Source organism: Pseudomonas sp. Seg1, assembly GCF_018326005.1.
In the GTDB taxonomy this organism is placed as follows: Bacteria; Pseudomonadota; Gammaproteobacteria; order Pseudomonadales; family Pseudomonadaceae; genus Aquipseudomonas.
Genome location: NZ_AP021903.1, coordinates 4,210,843 through 4,230,308 on the forward strand (window position 1 = coordinate 4,210,843; position 19,466 = coordinate 4,230,308).

At 61.3% G+C, this 19,466-nt stretch carries 16 protein-coding genes and 1 pseudogene; 5 read left to right on the forward strand and 12 right to left on the reverse strand.

All coding sequences use genetic code 11. From position 1 onward, the window contains the following. Positions 1-50 precede the first annotated feature (50 nt). Positions 51-1,385 (reverse strand): FNR domain-containing protein, encoded by a 1,335-nt coding sequence (locus tag KI231_RS18855; protein ID WP_212809538.1) that lies wholly within the window; start codon positions 1,383-1,385, stop codon positions 51-53. Continuing rightward, entirely contained in the window at positions 1,382-2,977 is a 1,596-nt protein-coding gene (locus KI231_RS18860; protein ID WP_212809540.1) for an amino acid adenylation domain-containing protein, read from the reverse strand. Before KI231_RS18860 ends, KI231_RS18855 begins: the two co-directional genes overlap by 4 nt. Positions 2,978-3,246: 269 nt before the next feature. Here KI231_RS18860 and KI231_RS18865 point away from each other — a divergent pair, with 269 nt between their 5' ends. Further along, positions 3,247-3,753 carry an RNA polymerase sigma factor gene (locus tag KI231_RS18865; RefSeq protein ID WP_212809542.1) on the forward strand — a complete coding sequence of 169 codons (507 nt, stop codon included), beginning with the start codon at positions 3,247-3,249 and terminating at the stop codon, positions 3,751-3,753. After that, positions 3,750-4,496 (forward strand): anti-sigma factor family protein, encoded by a 747-nt coding sequence (locus KI231_RS18870; protein ID WP_212809544.1) that lies wholly within the window; start codon positions 3,750-3,752, stop codon positions 4,494-4,496. The genes KI231_RS18865 and KI231_RS18870 overlap by 4 nt, the downstream gene beginning before the upstream one ends. A 122-nt stretch (positions 4,497-4,618) precedes the next feature. Here KI231_RS18870 and KI231_RS18875 read toward each other — a convergent pair whose 3' ends face one another. From KI231_RS18875 to KI231_RS18905, 7 genes and pseudogenes are all read right to left on the reverse strand, one after another. Continuing rightward, complete coding sequence (locus KI231_RS18875; protein ID WP_103305256.1) at positions 4,619-5,590, reverse strand: Csu type fimbrial protein; 972 nt, start codon at positions 5,588-5,590, stop codon at positions 4,619-4,621. Beyond that, positions 5,587-7,944 carry a fimbria/pilus outer membrane usher protein gene (locus KI231_RS18880; protein ID WP_212809546.1) on the reverse strand — a complete coding sequence of 786 codons (2,358 nt, stop codon included), beginning with the start codon at positions 7,942-7,944 and terminating at the stop codon, positions 5,587-5,589. The genes KI231_RS18875 and KI231_RS18880 overlap by 4 nt, the downstream gene beginning before the upstream one ends. 245 nt (positions 7,945-8,189) lie before the next feature. Continuing rightward, complete coding sequence (locus tag KI231_RS18885) at positions 8,190-8,978, reverse strand: fimbrial biogenesis chaperone (protein WP_212809548.1); 789 nt, start codon at positions 8,976-8,978, stop codon at positions 8,190-8,192. Between the two features lie 34 nt (positions 8,979-9,012). Continuing rightward, on the reverse strand, positions 9,013-9,513 hold the full coding sequence (locus KI231_RS18890) for a Csu type fimbrial protein (protein ID WP_103305252.1): 501 nt from the start codon (positions 9,511-9,513) through the stop codon (positions 9,013-9,015). Positions 9,514-9,517: 4 nt separating this feature from the next. Beyond that, positions 9,518-10,053, reverse strand: a pseudogene (locus KI231_RS18895) (Csu type fimbrial protein). A 20-nt stretch (positions 10,054-10,073) separates the two neighbouring features. Beyond that, on the reverse strand, positions 10,074-10,607 hold the full coding sequence (locus tag KI231_RS18900) for a Csu type fimbrial protein (RefSeq protein ID WP_103305250.1): 534 nt from the start codon (positions 10,605-10,607) through the stop codon (positions 10,074-10,076). Positions 10,608-10,713: 106 nt separating this feature from the next. Beyond that, the gene (locus KI231_RS18905; RefSeq protein ID WP_502937183.1) at positions 10,714-11,235 is read right to left on the reverse strand and encodes a Csu type fimbrial protein; all 522 of its coding nucleotides are present in this window, start codon (positions 11,233-11,235) and stop codon (positions 10,714-10,716) included. A gap of 285 nt (positions 11,236-11,520) precedes the next feature. Here KI231_RS18905 and zapE point away from each other — a divergent pair, with 285 nt between their 5' ends. Both zapE and KI231_RS18915 read left to right on the forward strand, forming a co-directional pair. After that, complete coding sequence (gene zapE, locus KI231_RS18910; RefSeq protein WP_212809550.1) at positions 11,521-12,660, forward strand: cell division protein ZapE; 1,140 nt, start codon at positions 11,521-11,523, stop codon at positions 12,658-12,660. A 96-nt stretch (positions 12,661-12,756) separates the two neighbouring features. After that, positions 12,757-14,070 (forward strand): leucine-rich repeat-containing protein kinase family protein, encoded by a 1,314-nt coding sequence (locus KI231_RS18915; protein WP_212809552.1) that lies wholly within the window; start codon positions 12,757-12,759, stop codon positions 14,068-14,070. A gap of 123 nt (positions 14,071-14,193) precedes the next feature. Here the strand turns inward: KI231_RS18915 and KI231_RS18920 are convergent, their stop codons facing one another. Continuing rightward, positions 14,194-14,898, reverse strand: a complete 705-nt coding sequence (locus KI231_RS18920; RefSeq protein WP_038362748.1) for a YebC/PmpR family DNA-binding transcriptional regulator — start codon at positions 14,896-14,898, stop codon at positions 14,194-14,196. A gap of 221 nt (positions 14,899-15,119) precedes the next feature. Between KI231_RS18920 and KI231_RS18925 the strand changes: the two genes are divergently transcribed. After that, complete coding sequence (locus KI231_RS18925; protein WP_212809554.1) at positions 15,120-16,520, forward strand: type VI secretion system Vgr family protein; 1,401 nt, start codon at positions 15,120-15,122, stop codon at positions 16,518-16,520. A gap of 6 nt (positions 16,521-16,526) precedes the next feature. Here the strand turns inward: KI231_RS18925 and KI231_RS18930 are convergent, their stop codons facing one another. Both KI231_RS18930 and KI231_RS18935 read right to left on the reverse strand, forming a co-directional pair. Further along, positions 16,527-17,918 carry an FAD-dependent oxidoreductase gene (locus KI231_RS18930; RefSeq protein ID WP_212809556.1) on the reverse strand — a complete coding sequence of 464 codons (1,392 nt, stop codon included), beginning with the start codon at positions 17,916-17,918 and terminating at the stop codon, positions 16,527-16,529. Positions 17,919-17,990: 72 nt separating this feature from the next. Further along, positions 17,991-19,316 (reverse strand): MFS transporter, encoded by a 1,326-nt coding sequence (locus KI231_RS18935; RefSeq protein ID WP_212809558.1) that lies wholly within the window; start codon positions 19,314-19,316, stop codon positions 17,991-17,993. Positions 19,317-19,466 lie beyond the last annotated feature (150 nt).

The following is a 19,466-nucleotide window of genomic DNA, read 5'->3' on the forward strand; positions in this document are numbered from 1 at the left end:
TCATCTCATTTCTTGAAAATAGTGCCTGTCAGAAAAACTTCGCAGCCTTGTCAGGAATCCCAGATAGCGCCGTAGGCCGGTATGCCCCGAGCTTCCATTTCCTCGACCACGCGCTCAGTCAATGTCTGATTGGAGATGCAAATGACCGCTTCAGCGCCGAACGACTGTACGGCGGTATAAGCCAGGGTCACCAGATCGGGTTTTCCCCGCACGTCCGTGTCCCAGATCAGGGCGTCAGGCTGGGCTTCGAGGATTTCGTCCACCAGCGGATCGCCGTAGGTGGCTCTCGGACTGCGAGTCGACCAGATCAAGCGTATGGGCACTTGTCTGGCCAACAGATGTGGCAGCACCGGCCCGATACCGCTGCCGGTGGCGATATACACCACCGATTTGAACAGCGTTTCAATGTGCGCCACGCCGGCGGTGGTAATGCCCTTGACCCAAACATGCGTTGGCGCCTGCTCGATAAAAGCACCGGTCCAGTCGCCGGCACGGGAAATAATCAGTCGGAAACCGTCCTGCCCCGGCGCAGGAATATTGGCGAAGGAATGCCATTCCCACAGCGGATTACGGCTGATGGCCGTCGCGGACCCGGCAAACGGTGTGTGGTGACTGAAGTGGGCAATCACTGCATGTGACGAAGGCCGAACCAGACTGACCGGCACTTTTCGCAAATGCAGCCAGGGCAACGCGATGCTGAACGTCACCAGCAGCAACACCCAGAACGAGGCAGACACAGAAAGAACGTCCATCATCGCCGCCGTCGGATTCTGCTCTCGGGTAGACACCAGCGTCATCGCCCAGAACATCGCGAGCGCAGCCCATCCGGCAAAACGGTGAGTTCGTTCGAATGCATTGTGGAATCGCCCGCGAATGGCCGGCATGGCCATGATTGCCACCAGCAACATTAACCCTAGCAGCCCGCCATTCAGTCCGATCAAGGTCAGCGAAACACCGCCCGGCCCCTGAAAGCGCTGCCAGAGCATCGAACCGAACAACAACGCAAACCACGCAATCGCAGCCATCGCCCCACCGCTGTGCAGCCCGCCGAAGTGGAAGACCTTGGCCAGCGTTCGCCGAATCGCCAGCGGCCAGCTGGTGGGCGCCCGGGTAGCCAGCCAGAACAACAGATTGATGAGGTACTGCTGACGAATCAGTATGGCCAACGACAGGTTAGCCACCACCAGCCCGGACAGCGTCTGCAAATCCGCACCGGCGGTCGCCCACCATTGTCCGACCTTGATGCCGTAAACCAGCACGGCGATGTTGCAGGCCAGCACCAGCACCACCAGACGATTGTAATGCGAGAACATCGGCAGCGTTCCCAGGCGCCGCCAGAGCACCCGTCGAGCAGGTAAAACGATGTTCAAATCAGGCCCGCTCATGCCTTCACCTGAGCATCGACGCCCGCATTTGACGCCTGATGCGCCACAGCCCACTCGAGTAGTAATCGCTTGTCGATTTTGCCCCGGGACGTCAGCGGAATCTCATCCACAGCGAGAATCAGCGAGGGCACACAATAATAGGCAAGCCGTGCTTCACAGCAGACTCGCGCCGCATCGACGTCAGTTCTGGCGGGATAGACGAAGGCTACCAGTTGACGATTATCGAGCTTCAGTGTGACCGCGCGTTCACAGTTCGGCGCAGACTCCAGGACCGCAGACACCGAGTCGAGCTCAACCCGAAAGCCCCTGACCTTTACCTGATCATCGACACGTCCCAGGTGCTCAAGCTCACCGTCTGCCGTCCAGCGCCCCAGATCGCGGGTCCGGAACATCACGCGCCCCTGGCCCAGAAATGGGTCGGGCCGATAACGCTCACGGGTCAGTTGAGCATTGCCCAGATAACCCGCCGTCACGCAATCGCCGCCCGCCCACATCTCGCCCTGCTCACCCGGCTCGCAAAGTTGCCCTGCTTCATCGAGCACATACACCGTGTTGTTGGGCGTCGGCTTGCCAATCGTCAGTGCTCCCGAGCCCCGATAGTGCTGCATGGTATTGACGATCGTGGTTTCCGTCGGCCCACACGCATTGTAAAACGTGCAAATCGCTGCCCAGCGATCCGCCAACGGCTGTGGGCAAGGCTCACCCGCCAAAGCGACCACTTTCACTTGGCCACAACGAGCGGGGTCAAGCGTGGCAAGAATCGACGGAGTCGCGATTAACACGTCACACTGTTCAGCGGTCTGCGCGATGTCTTTGCCTCGGATCATGAGCGTCGCACCGTGAGCCAGACACCCCAGCACTTCCCAGGCCGCCATATCGAACGCGATGTTGAGGATCTGACCGACTTTCAACCCCGGTCGCATGCCGAGATTGCCGGGCTCGGTCAGCAGAATGTTGCAGACGTTGCGCTGAGTCACACGTACGCCATTGGGCAGTCCGGTGGTGCCCGACGTAAACAATACAAAACACAGTGAGTCAGCTGATGATGTTGCGCCAAAAGTATTCAGTTCGTCCGCGGCGACACTGGCGACACGGATGAATTCATCCAGGTGGATGCAGTGTTGTGCCGCGGCCAGCGGAATCGCCGGCGCCAGTTCGGATAGCGTCAGGACTACCCGCACCTGGGCGACGTCCATGATGTGGCGTAATTGCGCAGCGGGGGTAATACCCACATGCTGCGGAATATAGGCGGCCCCGACTTTCAGCGTGGCCAGCATGCCCACCAGCATCGGAATCGACCTTTCGACGAACAGTCCCAAATGGTCGCCCGGTAACACGCCTTGTTTGAGCAAAACTGCGGCGAGTCGATTAGCCTGGCGGTTCAGTTCGCCGTAGGTGATGGAATGGCCCTGATGCCGAGCGGCGACAGCCTGAGGCCGGGCAAGGGCTTGTGCTTCGATTGCGCGATGAATCAACCTCGCGTCAGGCTCGACTTTTGGGCCGCAGCCAAAGCGCTGCCATGGGTTGGACTGAACTTTCAACCGGGAATCGAAGCCCCGTGTCGACCGGTTAGTTATCGCGAACGCATTCATTGGAAATTCCCTTTTCTGATTTCAACCATTTTCTGGTCACGTCCGTCATCGGTGGCCTTGGCTGCACCGGTAGAAAAACGCGCCTTTCAAATGTGTTGAGCAGGGAAATTGAAATCCATTACATGGACTACAACTCGCGGAGAGCCGTCATACAAAACGAAGGATAAAAACTTACAGCTACGAGGATGGAATAAGCTTCGCTGAGGGGCGTCTTCCTTCTCAACACTGTCTTTCTGGCTCAGGGTATTGCCTTCGATGAAAACCTCGGCATGAACGCACTCGATGAACAACTGCGTGAGCTGATCCCCAGATTGCGCCGCTTTGCCGTGTCACTGACACGCAACAGCAGCAGCGCCGACGATCTGGTGCAGGCGAGTCTGGAGCGCGCCCTGTCGGGTTGGGGCGACAAGCGCGCCGACGGCGATTTGCGTGCATGGCTGTTCGCGATCCTGTACCGCCAGTTTCTCGATGCCCATCGTCGTTCGCGCCGCTATGCGCGGATGCTCGAATTCTTCACCGGTCGCGACGATGCCGAACCTTCGGTGGAGCGCACCGTCATCGCCCAGTCGACCCTGCAAGCCTTCGACCGACTGCCCACCGAGCAGCGTGCCCTGCTGCTGATGGTCTCGGTCGAAGGCCTTTCCTACAAAGAGGTCGCCGAGATCCTTGGCGCCCCGATCGGCACCGTGATGTCGCGCCTGTCCCGCGCCCGCCAGGCCTTGCGCCAACTCAGCGACGGCGAAATCAGCAGTCCTTCTTTGCGGATACTCAAATGATCAGCCTGCCTCCCAACGAGCGTGACCTGCACGCTTATGTCGACCACCAGCTCAGCGATGCCGATCGGCGTGTGCTGGAGACCTGGCTGGCCAGCCACCCGGATGACGCCGCGCAGGTTCGCGCCTGGCAACAGGATGCCCAGCAACTGCGCGCGGCGTTGAGTGGCGCGTTGCAGCAACCGATGAATCCAGCGCTTGATCCGGCGATGATTCGCCAGCGCCAGAAACGTCAGTCACGCCGTCATCTGGCCAGCGCCGCGGTGTTGCTGATCGCGGTGAGCGTCGGCGGTTTCAGCGGTTGGCAGGCTCGGGAAATGACCTTGGTGCGCTCCTCTGTATTACCCATGACCGACGCCTTGCAGGCTTATCGACTGATTGCTCAGCAAGGCATGCTGCCGGCGGATTACCAAATGGCAGGCGATGGCGATATGCAGCGCTGGCTCGACCGCTATTTCACGCAGGCCCGTCGTTTGCCGGATCTGACGGCGGCCGGGTTCCAACCGGTCAGCGGACGTCTGCTCAGCACCGATGAGGGGCCAGCGGCGATGGTGATGTATGAGGATGCGAGTGGGCACAAGGTGAGCTTTTACGTTCGCCCACCCGGCCCGAAAAACACCTTTTTGCCGCGTGGCACCCGCAGTGACGGGGATCTGCAGGCCGAATACTGGTCGGGTGGTGGCTACAACTATGCGATGGTCAGCCCGGTTGATACACCGGCTGCCCCCCTGCTGAAACAGTTTTGAAACACTGCATGACCCTGTGGGAGCGGGCTTGCCCGCGAAGGCGTCGTGTCAGGCGATATTTATATTGGCTGACACTCCGCTTTCGCGGGCAAGCCCGCTCCCACTAGGGGTCGGCGCAAGGTTCAGAACCCCACATCCAGCACCACGTTGTCCAGATACGTCCCTGCCGGCGGTGTGGTCTGGTCGGTGTAGATCTTCGCGTTGTAATTGAAAATCTGGCTGCCAGTCCCGAGTCCATTGCCCGGATTGACCTCGGCATCGGTACTCGCCCGACGTGCCGCCCCGACACTGCCCCAGCGCGTCGTGCCGGCACTTTTGAAAATGTCATAGGCCAGATAGTTGCTCCCGGAAATCATCCGTCGTCGCCCACCCGCGCTGACCGGGTTTTGCCCGTCGCTCAGGCCCACGGTGTAGGCGCTGCCCTTGGTGCAGGCCAGGTTGATGGTCTGCCCGGTGACCGGTGTGAAGGCGCTGACCACCGGTGCGCTGCCGAACGCGATGTTTGGCGCCGTGATCGTGCAGTCGTTGGAGACGGTCAGGTTCACGGTCAACGTGGTAGTGCCGCTGTTGATGTCGCGCCCAAGGCAAATGGCGCCGATGCCGATACCCGAACAGTAATTCCAGTTCCAGAAGATGCTCAGGGTTTCGGTATACACCCCCGCTGCGACGTTGCTGCCGATGGTCGTCCCCAGGTAGAGCGGCACGGTTTTCGGCGTCGTACCGCCCAGCAGTCCCAAGGCATCGATGATGCCATTGCGGGCGAAGTCATACGCCGTGCCGCGAGTCAGCGGGTAACTGGTGCTGTTGTTGGCGTAGACCGTGTAACTGATGACATCGCCAGTGGGCCCGAGCAGTCCGCTCTGGGTCGACGAAACGGTGCCCCAGAAGTGGTCATTGCTGGTGAGCAGTGACAGCAAAGAGCCGGTGCAACTCAGCCCGCCATTGAGCGTGGAGCTGGGTTGCGATGTAGTGCGAACGGCAATTGAACTGAGCGTTCCGAAGGCCGCCGGCGTGGTACTGACCACCGAGCAAGCGGCCTGCGCCGCCCCCGGCGACAACAGCGCCAACCACAACAGCCAGCGTGCGCCGATCATTGGCACACCAGCGGGCCGATCAGCGGCACCTGATTCTGGTTCATGTCGACATTGAACTGCGCCTTGCAGGTTTTGCCATCCGCCAGCGTTACTTGTAGCGAGTTTTGCGCTTGCAGGTTTTCCAGATAGACCAGGCCATCCCAACCGACCACGGTGCGTGCGCCGCTCTCTTCATGCAGCACGCCTGCGCCCAACGGCAGCTCACGTTGCTGCGCATCGACCAGGACGATACTCGCGGCAATGATTTTGCTCAGCGGAAATTCCAGCAGATAACCGCTACCACGGCGTACCGCGATGCGCTGTTCAACATTGGGGCTGCGCACATTCGGCGGCAGGTTCAGCGGATCGATTTCGTACTTGCCACGGTAGTAAGCGCTGCTCCACGGCACCAGGAGATGACCGTTTTTATCGGTCTGGCCCACCTGCTGGTTTTCGTAACGCACCGGAATGTCGGCAAAACCATCGGTGCTGACCACCACAAAGGCATCGTCGATGCGGTTGGCGGCAAACACCTGCCGGTCCATCCACACCAGCGATCCACTGGCATCGGCCCAACGGGTTTCGGCGTCGGACGTGCCATACACACCGGCCTGCAACTGCACCGATTGCAGGCGCCAGGTCACGTCGGCCTGGCGATAATCGGCGCCATCACCCTTGGCGTACCCCAGATTGAAGCCGACCCCGCCCTCGGTCGGCACCGAGCGACTGTAGTTGACGCGCTGCTGGGTTTGCCCGGTCTTGCTGCGCTCGCTGCTGATCGCCAGGCTGCCACGCAGATCGAACGGGATCACCAGTTGCGCCTGCACAGCCCAGTTGCTGTCGCCGATCTCGCGGTTGGCCGACAGATAAAAACTGCTGTTGCGCCACAACGGTTTGCTCCAGCTCAGGTTGAGCAGGCGCGTACGGGAATCGTCGGCGGCACGCACATCGAAATACCCGGCACCGAGGCTGCCCCAGCGATCCAGGTTGAGGCTCAGCGTGGCCTGTTCGCTGCGGCGGCTGAGGCTGATATAGGGGCTGTCGACCACGGTCAGGTCAGCGTATTGATCGTGGCGTTGCAGGCGCTGGTAAGAAAAGCTGAAACGCTGATTGCTGTACTGATAACCGAGGCTCAATTGCTCGCCGCCGTCTCCGTCGAAACGGCTCTGACTGATGGCACTGTTGAGCACGCCGAAATTGCCCAGGCGCAGGTTACCGCCGAGCCCGCCGAGGGTCAGGTTTTGCGCGGCTTCAGCATGGCTTTCCAGGGTAAAACTGTCGCTGACGCCGTAACGCAGGCTGCCGGAAGTGACGCCCGGCCCATAGTTGAAATCCTTCAGCGCGTAGTCGCGACGCAAGGTACCGGCCGCCACAGAAAAGTCGCTCAGGCCCTTTTGCAGCAAACTGCTGGTCACATAAAACGGCACAGTGGTCGACACCTGCCGCCCCAGTGCATCCGTGGTCACCACCACCGCTTCGCCGGCACCGTTGATGAACGGAATGTTGGTCAGCGTATACGGCCCCGGTTGCAGCTCCGCGCTGCTGGATTTGTAGCCATTGATGAACAGATCCACCGAGGATGGCACCGCCGCCTCGCCGGCAAACTGTGGCAGCGGATAGGTCACCAGATCCGGGCGCACGGCAAAGTCGCGGGAGAATTGCACGCCCCCCAGGCGCACCGAACTGCTCCAGGGCAGCGCGCCGCTGATCACGTCGCCCGCCTCGTAGGTGAGCATTCGCTCGTCATCGGAGTAACGCCATGTGGTGTCGTAACGCAGGTAGCCGTTGTTCATCGTATTGAGCGAATCACCGGACAAGGTGCGCCGGTATTGCCCGGTATTGGACAACGTGCCCCAGCTGTCGAACAGCCGCACCTCGTTCCACGCCGCCAGATAGGTGCCGGCATCGTCGGTGTCGTTGAGGTACAGGTCATAGTTGAACAGCGCGCCGAAACTGCTCAGTGCCGGCGTGCGCGGGTAGTTCTGACGATTGCCGATGAACTGCTCCGGCAACCACTCCGGTGGCACATCCAGCAGCAGGCGCTGGCCGACACTGTCGTAATCGCTGTGCAGCCCCGGCAGGCTGTCGAGGTCGACTTCGGCGCCAACACCGTCGGGCAGTTTCATGCCGGTTTCGCGTAACGCCGTGCTCGGCAGAAACAGCCGCCCGTCGCGCTGATCCACCGCCACCACACGTCCGGTATTCATCTGGTTGACCACCAGTTCGAGAAACAGCTGTGCATCGCTGACGGCCTCCATGCCGCTGGGAGGCGGCGGCAGTTCACCGCCCCCGGATGGTTGAACGAACACCAGGCAACACGCGCCGGTCATGAGCCACAACGGACGCTGAATACGGCGAGCCCATCCTGGGCTCATACGCGCTTTACGTCCGTCAATGGACTGATTCCTCCTGATACTTCCCTAGCCAGACTCATATCTCAGTGACACTACCCAACCCATGTGGCGAGGGAGCTTGCTCCCGCTCGGCGGCGCAGCCGTCGTAAAACCAGTCACCCAAATTTAATTGAGACACTGCAGTCATCTGTTTTGGGGCTGCTTCGCAGCCCAGCGGGAGCAAGCTCCCTCACCACAAAAAGCACAGCTAAAAAATCTTCGTCCGGCTACCGTGCCGGGCTGATGCTCTGCACCTGCGGCGCCCCATTGACCCGTACCTGCAACGCCGAATCAGCCGCCGCAGCACCTGGCGCCGGCCAGCGCATCACCGCGCCCGGCAACACGTAACCGAGCAGTCCCTCGGCCAATGGCTTGCTCTGCCCGCCCTGCTTGATCGCCACGTCGGTCAATCGCGCATGCACCGCGCCCTGATTGCGCACCTCTACATATGGCCGCCCCTCCACGGCCACCGTGCGCCAGCTCAATTGCGGCAGGCCGATGCCTTTGGGATCTCGCGGGCGAGTGCTGTCCTCCTTGCTCCACAGCCCCGCGCCGTAGGCAAACAGCGGCACCGAATAGCGCATCTGGAAGCGGATGGCAGCGGCGGTCTTGCCGCCGTCAGCGGAGGCCGGTTGTGCGGACGGGATTTCGTCGATGATGATTCGATAAGCCAGTTCCTGCCCCGGCGGCACGTCTTTGGTGCGGGTCAGGCGCACCAGTTGTTTTTGCCCCGGCTCGATCTTTGCCACCGGCGGACTGCCGATCACGTCGCGTTGATTCTGGTATTGCTCCTCGAACCCGCTCTGGGTCCAACTGAACACGCGAATCTGCAGATTGGCGGTTTCGTTGCCGCGGTTCTCCAGCCATAACGCACTGGCCTGCTGATCGGCCTCCAGCACCGGGTCAATCGGCCAGATCAATACCGAACTGGCCGCTAGCGCGTTGCCGGTCCCAAGCATGACCAGCGCCAACATCGCGCACTGAACCAACGAAAGCCGTGATGTAACTGACCCCATAGACCTGCTCCTTGTCGGCAATCCAGCCTTCGCCTCACCACGACAGTTGCACCTGCAACACGTCGCTGTACGTCCCCCCAGGCTGATTGCCCGGCAATTGCACCTGACCGTAAATCGGCAGGCTGATGTTGTTCGCATCGCTATAGGCCACCGCCACGCTCTGGCCGATGCCCAGGCTCTGGCTGTACGCCGCATCGCGAAACAGCGTATACGCCACCCGCGCGCTGCCACTGTTGATCTGCATGTGCCGGCCGCTGCTGTTGTACTGACCGCCATCGACGCTCATGTTCAGTGTCACCCCCGGTGTGCATTGCAATTGCACACCGCCGGTCAGCGCGACCTGCACCGTGCCGGTGGCCAGGGCCGAACGTGAACCGAAATTCAGCCCGCCATAGTTCGACACCCCACCGACCACCAGACACCCCGCCGTGACCGTGGCGCTGACCTGAAAGCTCTGACTGGTCGCAGCGGTCAGCGGCAGCGGCGCACTGCCCGCACAAAGCAGGAGCAGCGCGATGCAGCCTTGACGGCGCATGGCATCAGAACGTCAGTTCAACAGCGACAGTGTCGGTGTAGGTCCCTGCCGGCAAACCGGCCTTGCCCACCGCTTGACCGTAGATATTCACCGTTTGCGCCACGCCGGTGCTGGCGGCCAGATTGATCGTGCCGTCAATCGCCAACAGCTGCGAATGCCCGGCGTCGGTGTACAAGTCGTACGGCACATAATTGGCGACGCCGTCGTACAGCGCGCGCGTCCCCCCGGTGACATGCCGTCATGGGAGCCCGCCCGGACCTTGACCGTCGGTGTGGTGCCACTGGAGCAGAGAATCGACAACGCCCCGCCACCACCGCCCAGCACTTGCCCGGTGGCCGTGGTGAACAGGCTGTTGGCGGTGCCGAAGTTCAACGCACCGAAGTTCAGACCGGTGGAGCCTCCGGCGCCGTTGACCTGACAGCTGCTGGTCAGGATCAGGCTCGAGGTGATCTGGCCGGTGACAGTGGTGGCGGCATGGGCACTGGAAACCAGTGCCAGACCAAGCAACGACAAACCTATCCTTGATGCATACATACGCATGGTTTCCGTCCTCTACGGGGTTACCAGTCGAGCGTCACCGTCAGGGTGTCGGTATAGACACCTGCCGGGACCGCGCGGGTATTCGCCACCACCGAGCCAAATACCGGGATCGGTATCTGCGCACCGCTGGTGACAGCGAAATTGTGTTGTTGACCGATGCTGTAGCTCTGACTGCCGGAGGCATCGAGAAACAACTGATAGGGAATGGTCTGGCGGCCGTTGCTCAGGCGCCGGGTGTTGCCGTCACCATGGGCGCCACCGTCGATGCTGACGGTGAAACCGGTGACCGAAGGGTTGCAGGCGACATTCAGTCTGCCACTGCTGTCACCATCGAGGCTGGCCTTGATCGGTGCGTTCCAGGTCGGGCCCTGAAGTCCGAAGTCAAGCTTGCCCAGATCGCTGACCGGGCTGGCGGGGTCGCTGGTGTTGGTCACTTCGCAGCCGGCAATGAGGATCAGCCGCGCATGAATCTGCCCGCTCACCGCCGCTTGTGCGTCGTCAGCGAGTAACGCGAGCGTACCTGCCGCCACGACCATCCAGTACTTGCCTGTCATTGTGTCCGTCCCTGCTCCTTGAGGAATGGCTCAACCACCACGTTCATTGCTGAACACCTTCCTTGCACAATCCGCATCCGGCGGATTGCCAATCACAACCTGGCGATCACCAGGTCACCGTCACCTTGACCAGGTCCGAATAACGACTGACCTTCGGAACCTCCGCCAGGCGCTCGATCCGCGCATACAACGGCAGCTCCACGGTGCCCGTGTCCGGCACTCGACCGCTGACGGGTACATCCACCACCAGTGGCATACGACGCGCGGCGTCCTGATACAAGCGGTACGGAATCGGCTTGCTGTCAGCCGCCCCGGCCATGTAACGGACTTCCCCGACACCGCCGTGCAAACCGCCATCGACGCGCAACTGATAAGGCGTGTCCGGGTTGCATTCCAGGCGCGGCAGCCGTTGATTGGTCAAGGCCGCTCCGAGTGGCCCGGCCGGGTCGTCGAGGCGCGCGGTACTGCCGAAATCAAGCACGCCGAGCTGCTCGATACCGGCCTCGCGCTGCTGGCCGATCAACTGGCAGCCACGCTGCACGTCGACACGTACCTCGACCTGAAGATCCGCCGCGTACACGGGTGCAACACACGCACCCAGCAGGCCCATGACCACCCGTAGATTCACTACCCGGTTCCTTGTCAGCGATCGCTTGCGTTGTCGTTACTGTGTTTCAGGTTAGCAACGGACGGCGATTGCGCCAGTCAATTGGATCCATGGACAGAACGGGATATGTTTCGAAAGATTGGCCACAGGCGGAATTATCTCGCTGAAAATAGCTGTACGCGCCGCACAATATTGTTCACTGACCGCCCACTTTCCAGCGACGGCACTGGAGCGTCCGTTGCACGTCTGGTTACACTGTGCCGCCGCGCTCCCGGGCGCCGGATTGATGACTCGGAGTGACGCAGCGTGCCCGCCCAACCGCCGAAACGATCACCACTGACCCAGCGCTGGCCGGCGTTGCGCCGCCTGTTCGGCAGAGGCCTGCCCGCCAGCGCGGGGCATGACGCCAGTGCGCAGTCGATCCGCGATTACTTCGGCAACAAGGCTCGCAGCCAGGGCTACACCCTCAGCCATGCCCAGCAGCGAGTGATCGATTGCATGGCGCAGCAGGCCAGCCTGCTGTTCGGCGCGTCAACGCACACCCCGCCGAGCCTTTATCTGCACGGAGCGGTCGGACGCGGCAAGAGCTGGTTACTGGATGGCTTTTTTCAGGCACTGCCGATCACGCAGAAGCGGCGCCTGCATTTCCATGAATTCTTTGCGCAACTGCATCAGGGCATGTTCCGCCATCGCCGGGAGGACGATGCCTTGGCCATCACCCTCGACGAGCTGTTGCAGGACTGTCGGGTGCTGTGTTTCGACGAGTTTCACGTGCATGACATTGGCGATGCGATGCTCATCACGCGGTTGTTCAAGGCGTTGTTCCAGCGCGGCATTCTGCTGTTGCTGACCTCCAACTATCCGCCTCAAGGCTTGCTGCCCAATCCGCTCTATCACGCGCGTTTCAAACCGGTGATCGAGCTGATCAACGCGCGCATGCAGGTCATGGAAGTGGGCGGCCCGCACGACTACCGCACTCTGGCGCACAACCATGCGCATCAACTGTTCACTCAGGGCCAGTACGTGTGGCCAGCCACGTCAGCGCAGCGTCAGGCCTTGAGTCTGCCAGCAGAGAATGCGCCAGCCATTTCGTTAGTGGTCGGCAATCGGCCGTTTCAGGCGCGGCTGCATGACGATCGACGTGTGGTTTTTACCTTCGCCGATCTGTGCGAACAGCCGACGGCCGTGATGGATTATCTGGAGTTGTGTCGGCGTTTCGACCACTGGATCATCGACCACCTGCCGCTACTGGACGGGTGCTCGATCGCCACACAACAACGCTTCATCAACCTGATCGACGTGCTGTACGACCAGGACAAACACCTGACATTGCTGAGTCGACTGCCGTTGCATGAAAGCCTGGCGGGCGACGCCATCGACCTGGCCCGCACCCGCAGCCGACTGGGCCAGTTGCAGCACCTGACAACCACCGCACACTACTTGTAGGGTTTCAGCGCAGTTTCGCACTCGGGTCTGCGCCGGGCAGGCATCTGCCGTTATCATGTCGCCCATTCTCAGCGACCCTCTATTGCGAATACCTTCATGCATACCCTTGCTCAATTGCGCGCCGGCGAATTGTCGGGCATTACACGGCTGGATCTGGCCTGTGGCCTGACCGAGTTCCCGTCGCAGATCTTCGACCTGGCCGACACCCTTGAGGTGCTCAATCTCAGCGGCAACGCCTTGAGCAGCCTGCCGGATGATCTGCACCGCCTGACCCGGCTGCGTGTGCTGTTCTGCTCCGACAACCAGTTCACCGAACTGCCAGCCTGCCTCGGCCAATGCGCTGCGCTGAGCATGATCGGCTTCAAGGCCAACCGCATCGTCGAGGTGCCCGGCGCAGCGCTGCCGCCCTTACTGCGCTGGCTGATCCTCACCGACAACTGCATCGAAACCCTGCCGGACGAACTCGGCGAGCGCCCTTACCTGCAAAAACTCATGCTGGCGGGCAATCGCCTGCAATCGCTGCCCGCATCTTTAAGCGGTTGTCATCGCCTGGAACTGATCCGCATCGCCGCCAACCGCCTCACCGAGTTGCCCCCGGCGCTGCTGACATTGCCGAGCCTGACGTGGCTGGCCTACGCGGGTAATCCGCTGGAAACCGAGGCCGATGCCGCCGCCCTTGAAGCCACACCGCTGATCGACTGGTCGGCGCTGCGTCTGGAGCAACAACTGGGCGAAGGCGCCTCTGGGGTGATTTCCCGGGCGATCTGGCAACGCGCCGACGTCTCGCAGCAGCCGGTCGCGGTGAAACTGTACAAAGGCGAGATGACCAGCGACGGCTCACCGCTGTATGAAATGAACGCCTGCATCACCGCAGGATTGCACCCGAATCTGATTCGCGTGGAAGGTCGTATTCATGGCCATCCCGACGGCCAACAGGGTCTGGTGATGCAACTGATTGATCCGAGCTTTCGCAACCTCGCGGCATTGCCGAGCCTGGCGTCATGCTCGCGGGATGTCTATGCCGAGGATTGCCGCTTCACCGCCGAGGTGGCGCTGAGCATTGCCAAGGGCATCGCTGCGGCGGCCGAGCATCTGCATCAGCAAGGCATCACCCACGGCGATCTCTATGGACACAACATTCTGTTGAACGATCAGGGTGAGTGTTTACTGGGGGATTTCGGCGCGGCGTCGTTTCATGCCACCACGGATAACCTCGAAACGCGTGCGCTGCAACGCATCGAAGTAAGGGCGTTCGGGGTTTTGCTTGGGGAACTGCTGGCGCGGATCGACTCAGGGCTGAGCGATGAGCGGCGTGCGGTGCTGGAAGTACTGGAGCAGCGCTGCTGTCAGGCGGATGTGCTGGCGCGGCCGGGGTTCAGTGAGGTCGTGCAGCAATTGCAAAATCTCTGATTAATACAAACCCTGTGGCGAGGGAGCTTGCTCCCGCTCGGCTGCGCAGCAGTCGTCGCTTTGGGACGGCTTCGCCACCCAGCGGGAGCAAGCTCCCTCGCCACAGGTCAGTTTTGAAACAAATCAGCCAGCCAGACCGACGAACATATCCTGCACGTCGTCATGGTTGTCGAGGCCTTCAAGGAACGCTTCAACTTCAGCCATCTGCTCATCGCTCAAGCCGCTGACCGGGTTCTTCGGCTGGTAGCCCAGCTTGGCCGACAGCACGGTGAAACCTTGTTCCGGCAGGGCTTTCTGCACCGAATCGAGGTCGGTCGGATCGGTCAGGAACAGGGTCGCGCCCTCTTCACCGGGTTCAAAATCCTGGGCACCGGCTTCGATCGCGGCCATTTCCGGATCGGCGTCCGGGGTGTCCGGCGACGCTTCGATCATGCCCACATGGTTGAAGTCCCAGGCCACCGAGCCCGAAGCCCCCAACTGGCCCTTGCGGAACGCCACGCGGATTTCCGCGACGGTGCGGTTGATGTTGTCGGTCACGCACTCGACGATCAGCGGCACCTGGTGCGGGGCAAAACCTTCGTAGGTCACGCGATGGTATTGCACGGTTTCGCCCAACAGACCGGCGCCTTTCTTGATGGCGCGATCCAGGGTTTCCTTCGGCATCGAGGCTTTCTTGGCCTGTTCGACCACCAGACGCAGGTGTGCGTTGGTGGTGGTATCGGCACCGTTGCGGGCAGCAATGGTGATTTCTTTCACCAGTTTGCCGAAGATTTTGCCCTTGGCGTTGGCTGCCGCTTCTTTGTGTTTAACCTTCCACTGTGCGCCCATTACTCACTCTCTTGATCTGTGGCGCCGAGACATCTATTGGCCGACGCGTGCCGGCCAGTTTATACGGCCTAAAGTCGGCAATCGACCAAAAAAATCCGATGTGGAATCGACTTCTTCACCAGAGCTTGTAGGGCGATTCTGAAAAACCCCTTTGACATAACCATTCCGCGCTGGGGTTTCGTACCCTCTGAGACCCGTATTGCCTGACAGAGCCTGTGCGAATGCTCAATGACAAGGAAAGTCCGTTCACCCTCACCCTGACTGATAGCGGATTGTGCCTGCCGGTATTGCGCTTTCACGGCGAGGAAGCGCTCAACCAGCCCTATCGCTTCGACATCGAACTGATTGGCCTGGCGCCCGCCGTGACGCCGGGCGCATTGTTGCAGCAACCCGTGTTTCTGCGCCTGGACGACCAGCATGGGATTCACGGCGTGGTCCACAGTGCCAGCTGCGAACACCGCGGTACTCACCGGATCGGCTACCGACTTGTTGTGGTGCCAGCCCTGCAAAAGTTGGCGCAACCGAGCAAACGGCGTGTGTTCGTGCAACTGAGCGTGCCGCAGATCCTGCAGCAGTTGCTCGATGAAAATACCCTGCCTGACGATGGCTATCGGATTGAAATGACCGTGGGCCACTACCCGGCACGGCCGTTCTGCATCCAGTTCGACGAAAGCGATCTGGCGCTGCTGCACAGGCTTTGCGAAGAGGAAGGCATCCACTATCACTTTGAACACCGGGCGGACAGTCACATTGTCGTGTTCGCCGATGACAGCTTGAGCCTGCCGCAGGAACCGGCGCTGCTGCCGTTCACCGATGATGCGCAAGTGCCGTTGCCCAGTGTCAGCGCGCTGTACCAGCATCACCACGCCGCGCCCATTGCGACGCTGCATGCCGTGCGCAATAGAGGGCCGCAGGCAAGCAGAGAAGCGGCCGCCAATCAGACCCCGGCCAATGCGCAAGCAACCCTGCCGTCACTGGAACAACGCCACAGTGAACAACGCAGTCGTCGCCACCTGGAGCGCCAACGTTGTCAGCACCGTTCGATCAATGGTCGCAGCGACTGCATCGGTTTACTCAGCGGACATTTGCTGCAGGTGACGGAGCACCCGATCAACAGCTTCAACGAACAATGGCGGATCACCTCCATCCGCCACCAGGGTCAGCACCCATCGATTCTTGACCCGCGTCCGAGCGAACATCGCTATCACAACGACTTCACCGCTCAACCCTGGTCAAGCGACTTCCGCCCGCCGCTCAAACAACCGCGCCCCGGCATCGCCGGCTACCATCTGGCGCAAGTGCTTGGCGCAACGGGGCAACCGGCACGACTCGATGAACAAGGGCGCGTCGCCGTCAGATTGTGGCCTGCGCAACCATCGTTAACCGCCGATAGCGATGCAATCTGGCTACCTGTCGCCATGACCCGAGCCAACGGCCGAGTCGCGCCCGATGACTTGCCTTGTGCAGGCAGTGAGGTATGGGTGAGTTTTCTTGATGGCGATCCGGACCGACCGATTCTATGCCTGGGCACCCAGCGCAATCCGCCGCCGCACAAAACACCGCCCCTGCACGACGACAGCTTGTTGCTCGACTGGCTGCTCAATCAGCCGCACTCCCTGTAGGCGCCGTCAGCCCTTGTCGGCCTTGCCCGCCGCCGCTGCAAATTTCGCCAGGCGTACGTCCAGATGCCGGGGGCGCCGGCCATGATCTTCGGCGCGCTCCTTGCGGCGGATGGCGTTGCGCACCATCAGCGAGCCGAGGTAACGGATCGGCTCCGGCGGAAAATACCCCAGCGGCCCGTTGACCAGTGGCGAGCGGGTCCACGGGTTATCCAGGCCCTGCACCAGCGACGCGAGAATCTGCCCGCCCATGTGACACGGGCCGACACCGCTGCCGGAGTAACCAAAGCCGTAAAACACATTGCCGCTATTGCTCATCTGGCCAAAGAACGGCAAACCGGTGACCGAGCGATCCGAGGGCCCATTCCACGTCGCATCGATTTTTACTTCGGCAAACGCCGGGAAAAAGTCGCCGAGACTGCGCTTGAGCAAGCCCGCATACGGCGATGGCTGATCGAACACCGGCAGCATTCGCCCGCCATAGGCAAAGGTGTTGCCGCCCTTGCCGAGCATGATCCGGCCGTCAGCGGTGTTGTGGTAGTAGTGCACGAAAATCCGCGAGTCGAGCACGGTGACGCCACTGGTCAAACCGATGTCCTGCAACAGATCCGGACGCGGTTCGGTGATCAGCATGTCGCTGGAGACAATCGCCACACTGCGTTCGAACTGTGGAAAGGCACGGGCCATCCACGCGTTCATCGCCAGCACCACACGGTCGGCGATGACGTTGCCGTTCGCCGTCTGGATCCGCGCCGGGCGCCCTTCTTCGAGGCCGGTCATCGCCGTGTTTTCGTGGATTTTTACCCCCAATTGCAACGCCACCCGGCGCAATCCGCGCACCAGTTTGCCCGGTTGCACACTGGCCGCCGCTGGCGAAAACCAGCCTTCCAGATGCTTGCTCGACCCGGCCATGCGCTGCACATCGGCGACCGGACGTTGGCTGAACGAGTTGATGCCGTTGCGCTCAAGCGCCGCGATCACTGCATCTGTCGAGCCGACCTGCGCCTGATTGGTCGCGGTGTACAAGGTGCCGTCGAGACGGTATTCGGCATCGACGCCGTACTGCTCGCAGAACTCGCCGATGGCGTGAATGCTGCGCTCGGACTCCTTGACCAGGCGCACTGCTTCCTCGACACCGAACAAGCGCTCGAGGGTGAAATACTTGGCCGACCACGACAGCGCACAGCCGCCATTGCGGCCACTGGCGCCGGCGCCGCAGATGTCGGCCTCGATCAACAGCACATCGAGTTCGGGGTTCTGTTGCTTGAGCATGATTGCCGTCCACAATCCGGTGTAACCACCGCCGACGATGCACACATCGGTGCGGACTTCGCCTTGCAGAGGTGGGCAAGTCGCCGACGTATCGGCCTGCAAGGCCTGCTCCAGCCAAAACGGTCTCATGGGTTTTCTCCAGTCAGTGGGCCACGGCACAGCCTGCCGCGAACGCCGCAGCAGGCCACGAGGCAAGGGTTTTCAGGTACGCAGCGGTTTGATCGTCAGCCGGCAATTGGGAATTGAGGCGCGCGGCTCCATCAGGCCAACCGGGCGGCTGTTCCAGTGTGGAATCAGCACCAGCGCCGAGAACAGCGCGCATCCGGCGAAGACGATGAACACCGTCACCGAATCGAAGTACCCAGGCAGCAAGCCACCGAGCACCGCGCCGACCGAGCCGCAGCCGTTGACGAATCCGGCCGCCGTGGCGCCCGCCTTGGCTTTTCCGAAGTCGATGGCGGCCGCGCCGCTGATCATCGAGTCCGGGCCGTAGAGGGTCAGGCCCATGACAAACAGCAGCGCCACCACCAGCAACACGCTGCCGGTGTGTAACGCGCCCATGAACAACGCCAGCGTCACGGTCAGTGCCAACAGACTCAGCACGCAGGCCGGCATGCGCCGGGCGCCGAAAAGTTTGTCCGAAGCCAGACCGATCATGATTGGCCCGAGCAACCCGGCCAGTTCAAAAGACGTGGGAATGATCGCCGCGCCAACCTTGCCGACGCTGGGCATTTGCTCGAAAACGATCACAGGCCCCCACAACAGAATCGCGTAACGCGCCGGTTTCAGCATGAAATACGCAAGACCGAGCACCAGCACCGTGCGGTTGCGCAGGATCTCCTTCAACGGCTCCCACACACTGAGTTTACTGTTGGCTTCGGCCTCTTCAGCAGTCAGTTCCGGCTCCGGTTCCACCGCTGGCAGGCCGACGTCTTCCGGTTTGTCGCGCTGGAAGATAAAGAACAGAACAGCCACCACCGCCACCACCACCGCGCTGGAGATAAACGCCGCGTGCCAGGTACCGACCAGCGTGTACGCCCACCAACCGGCGAATGGCGACGCCACCAGACCGCCAAAGGCGTAGCAGGAACTCCACAACCCGAGCACGCGCCCGCGCTGCTCGGAAGGGAAAAAACTGCCCAGGTTTTTACACAAGCCCGACCATCCGGTGGACTGCGCCAACCCCTGGATCAACATGCAGGTGGCGAAAATCGGCAACGTCGCAAAACTGCCCATCACCAGCGCCGCCGCCGCGGAGATCAGCAAGCCACCGAGCACCACGACCCGTGGGCCAAAGCGGTCGGCGAGCATGCCCCAGGTGAATTGGCCGATGGCGTATGCCGCCAGATAGATCGCATCGAGGTTGGCCATGGCCATCTTGTCGAGCATGAACGTCGGGTCTTCGCCGATGCCCAGTTTGGCCACCGAGAACGCTTTGCGAGTGAAGTAGAAAGCGGCGTATGCAAGCCAGGTGATCGCGAAAATCTGCATGCGCCAACGCGCAATGGTGCCGATGTGCTTGTTCATGGTGGTTCTGACCTCAGGGTGTGAGTGTGCCGGCAGAATCGTTGAGTAAACGCCTGTGTTTTTTATTGTTGAGCACTGCGATATCACCCCATCCCTATGGCGATACCGGTCAGATGAGTCCTGCTTTTGCACACGCAGGCTCATCGCCAA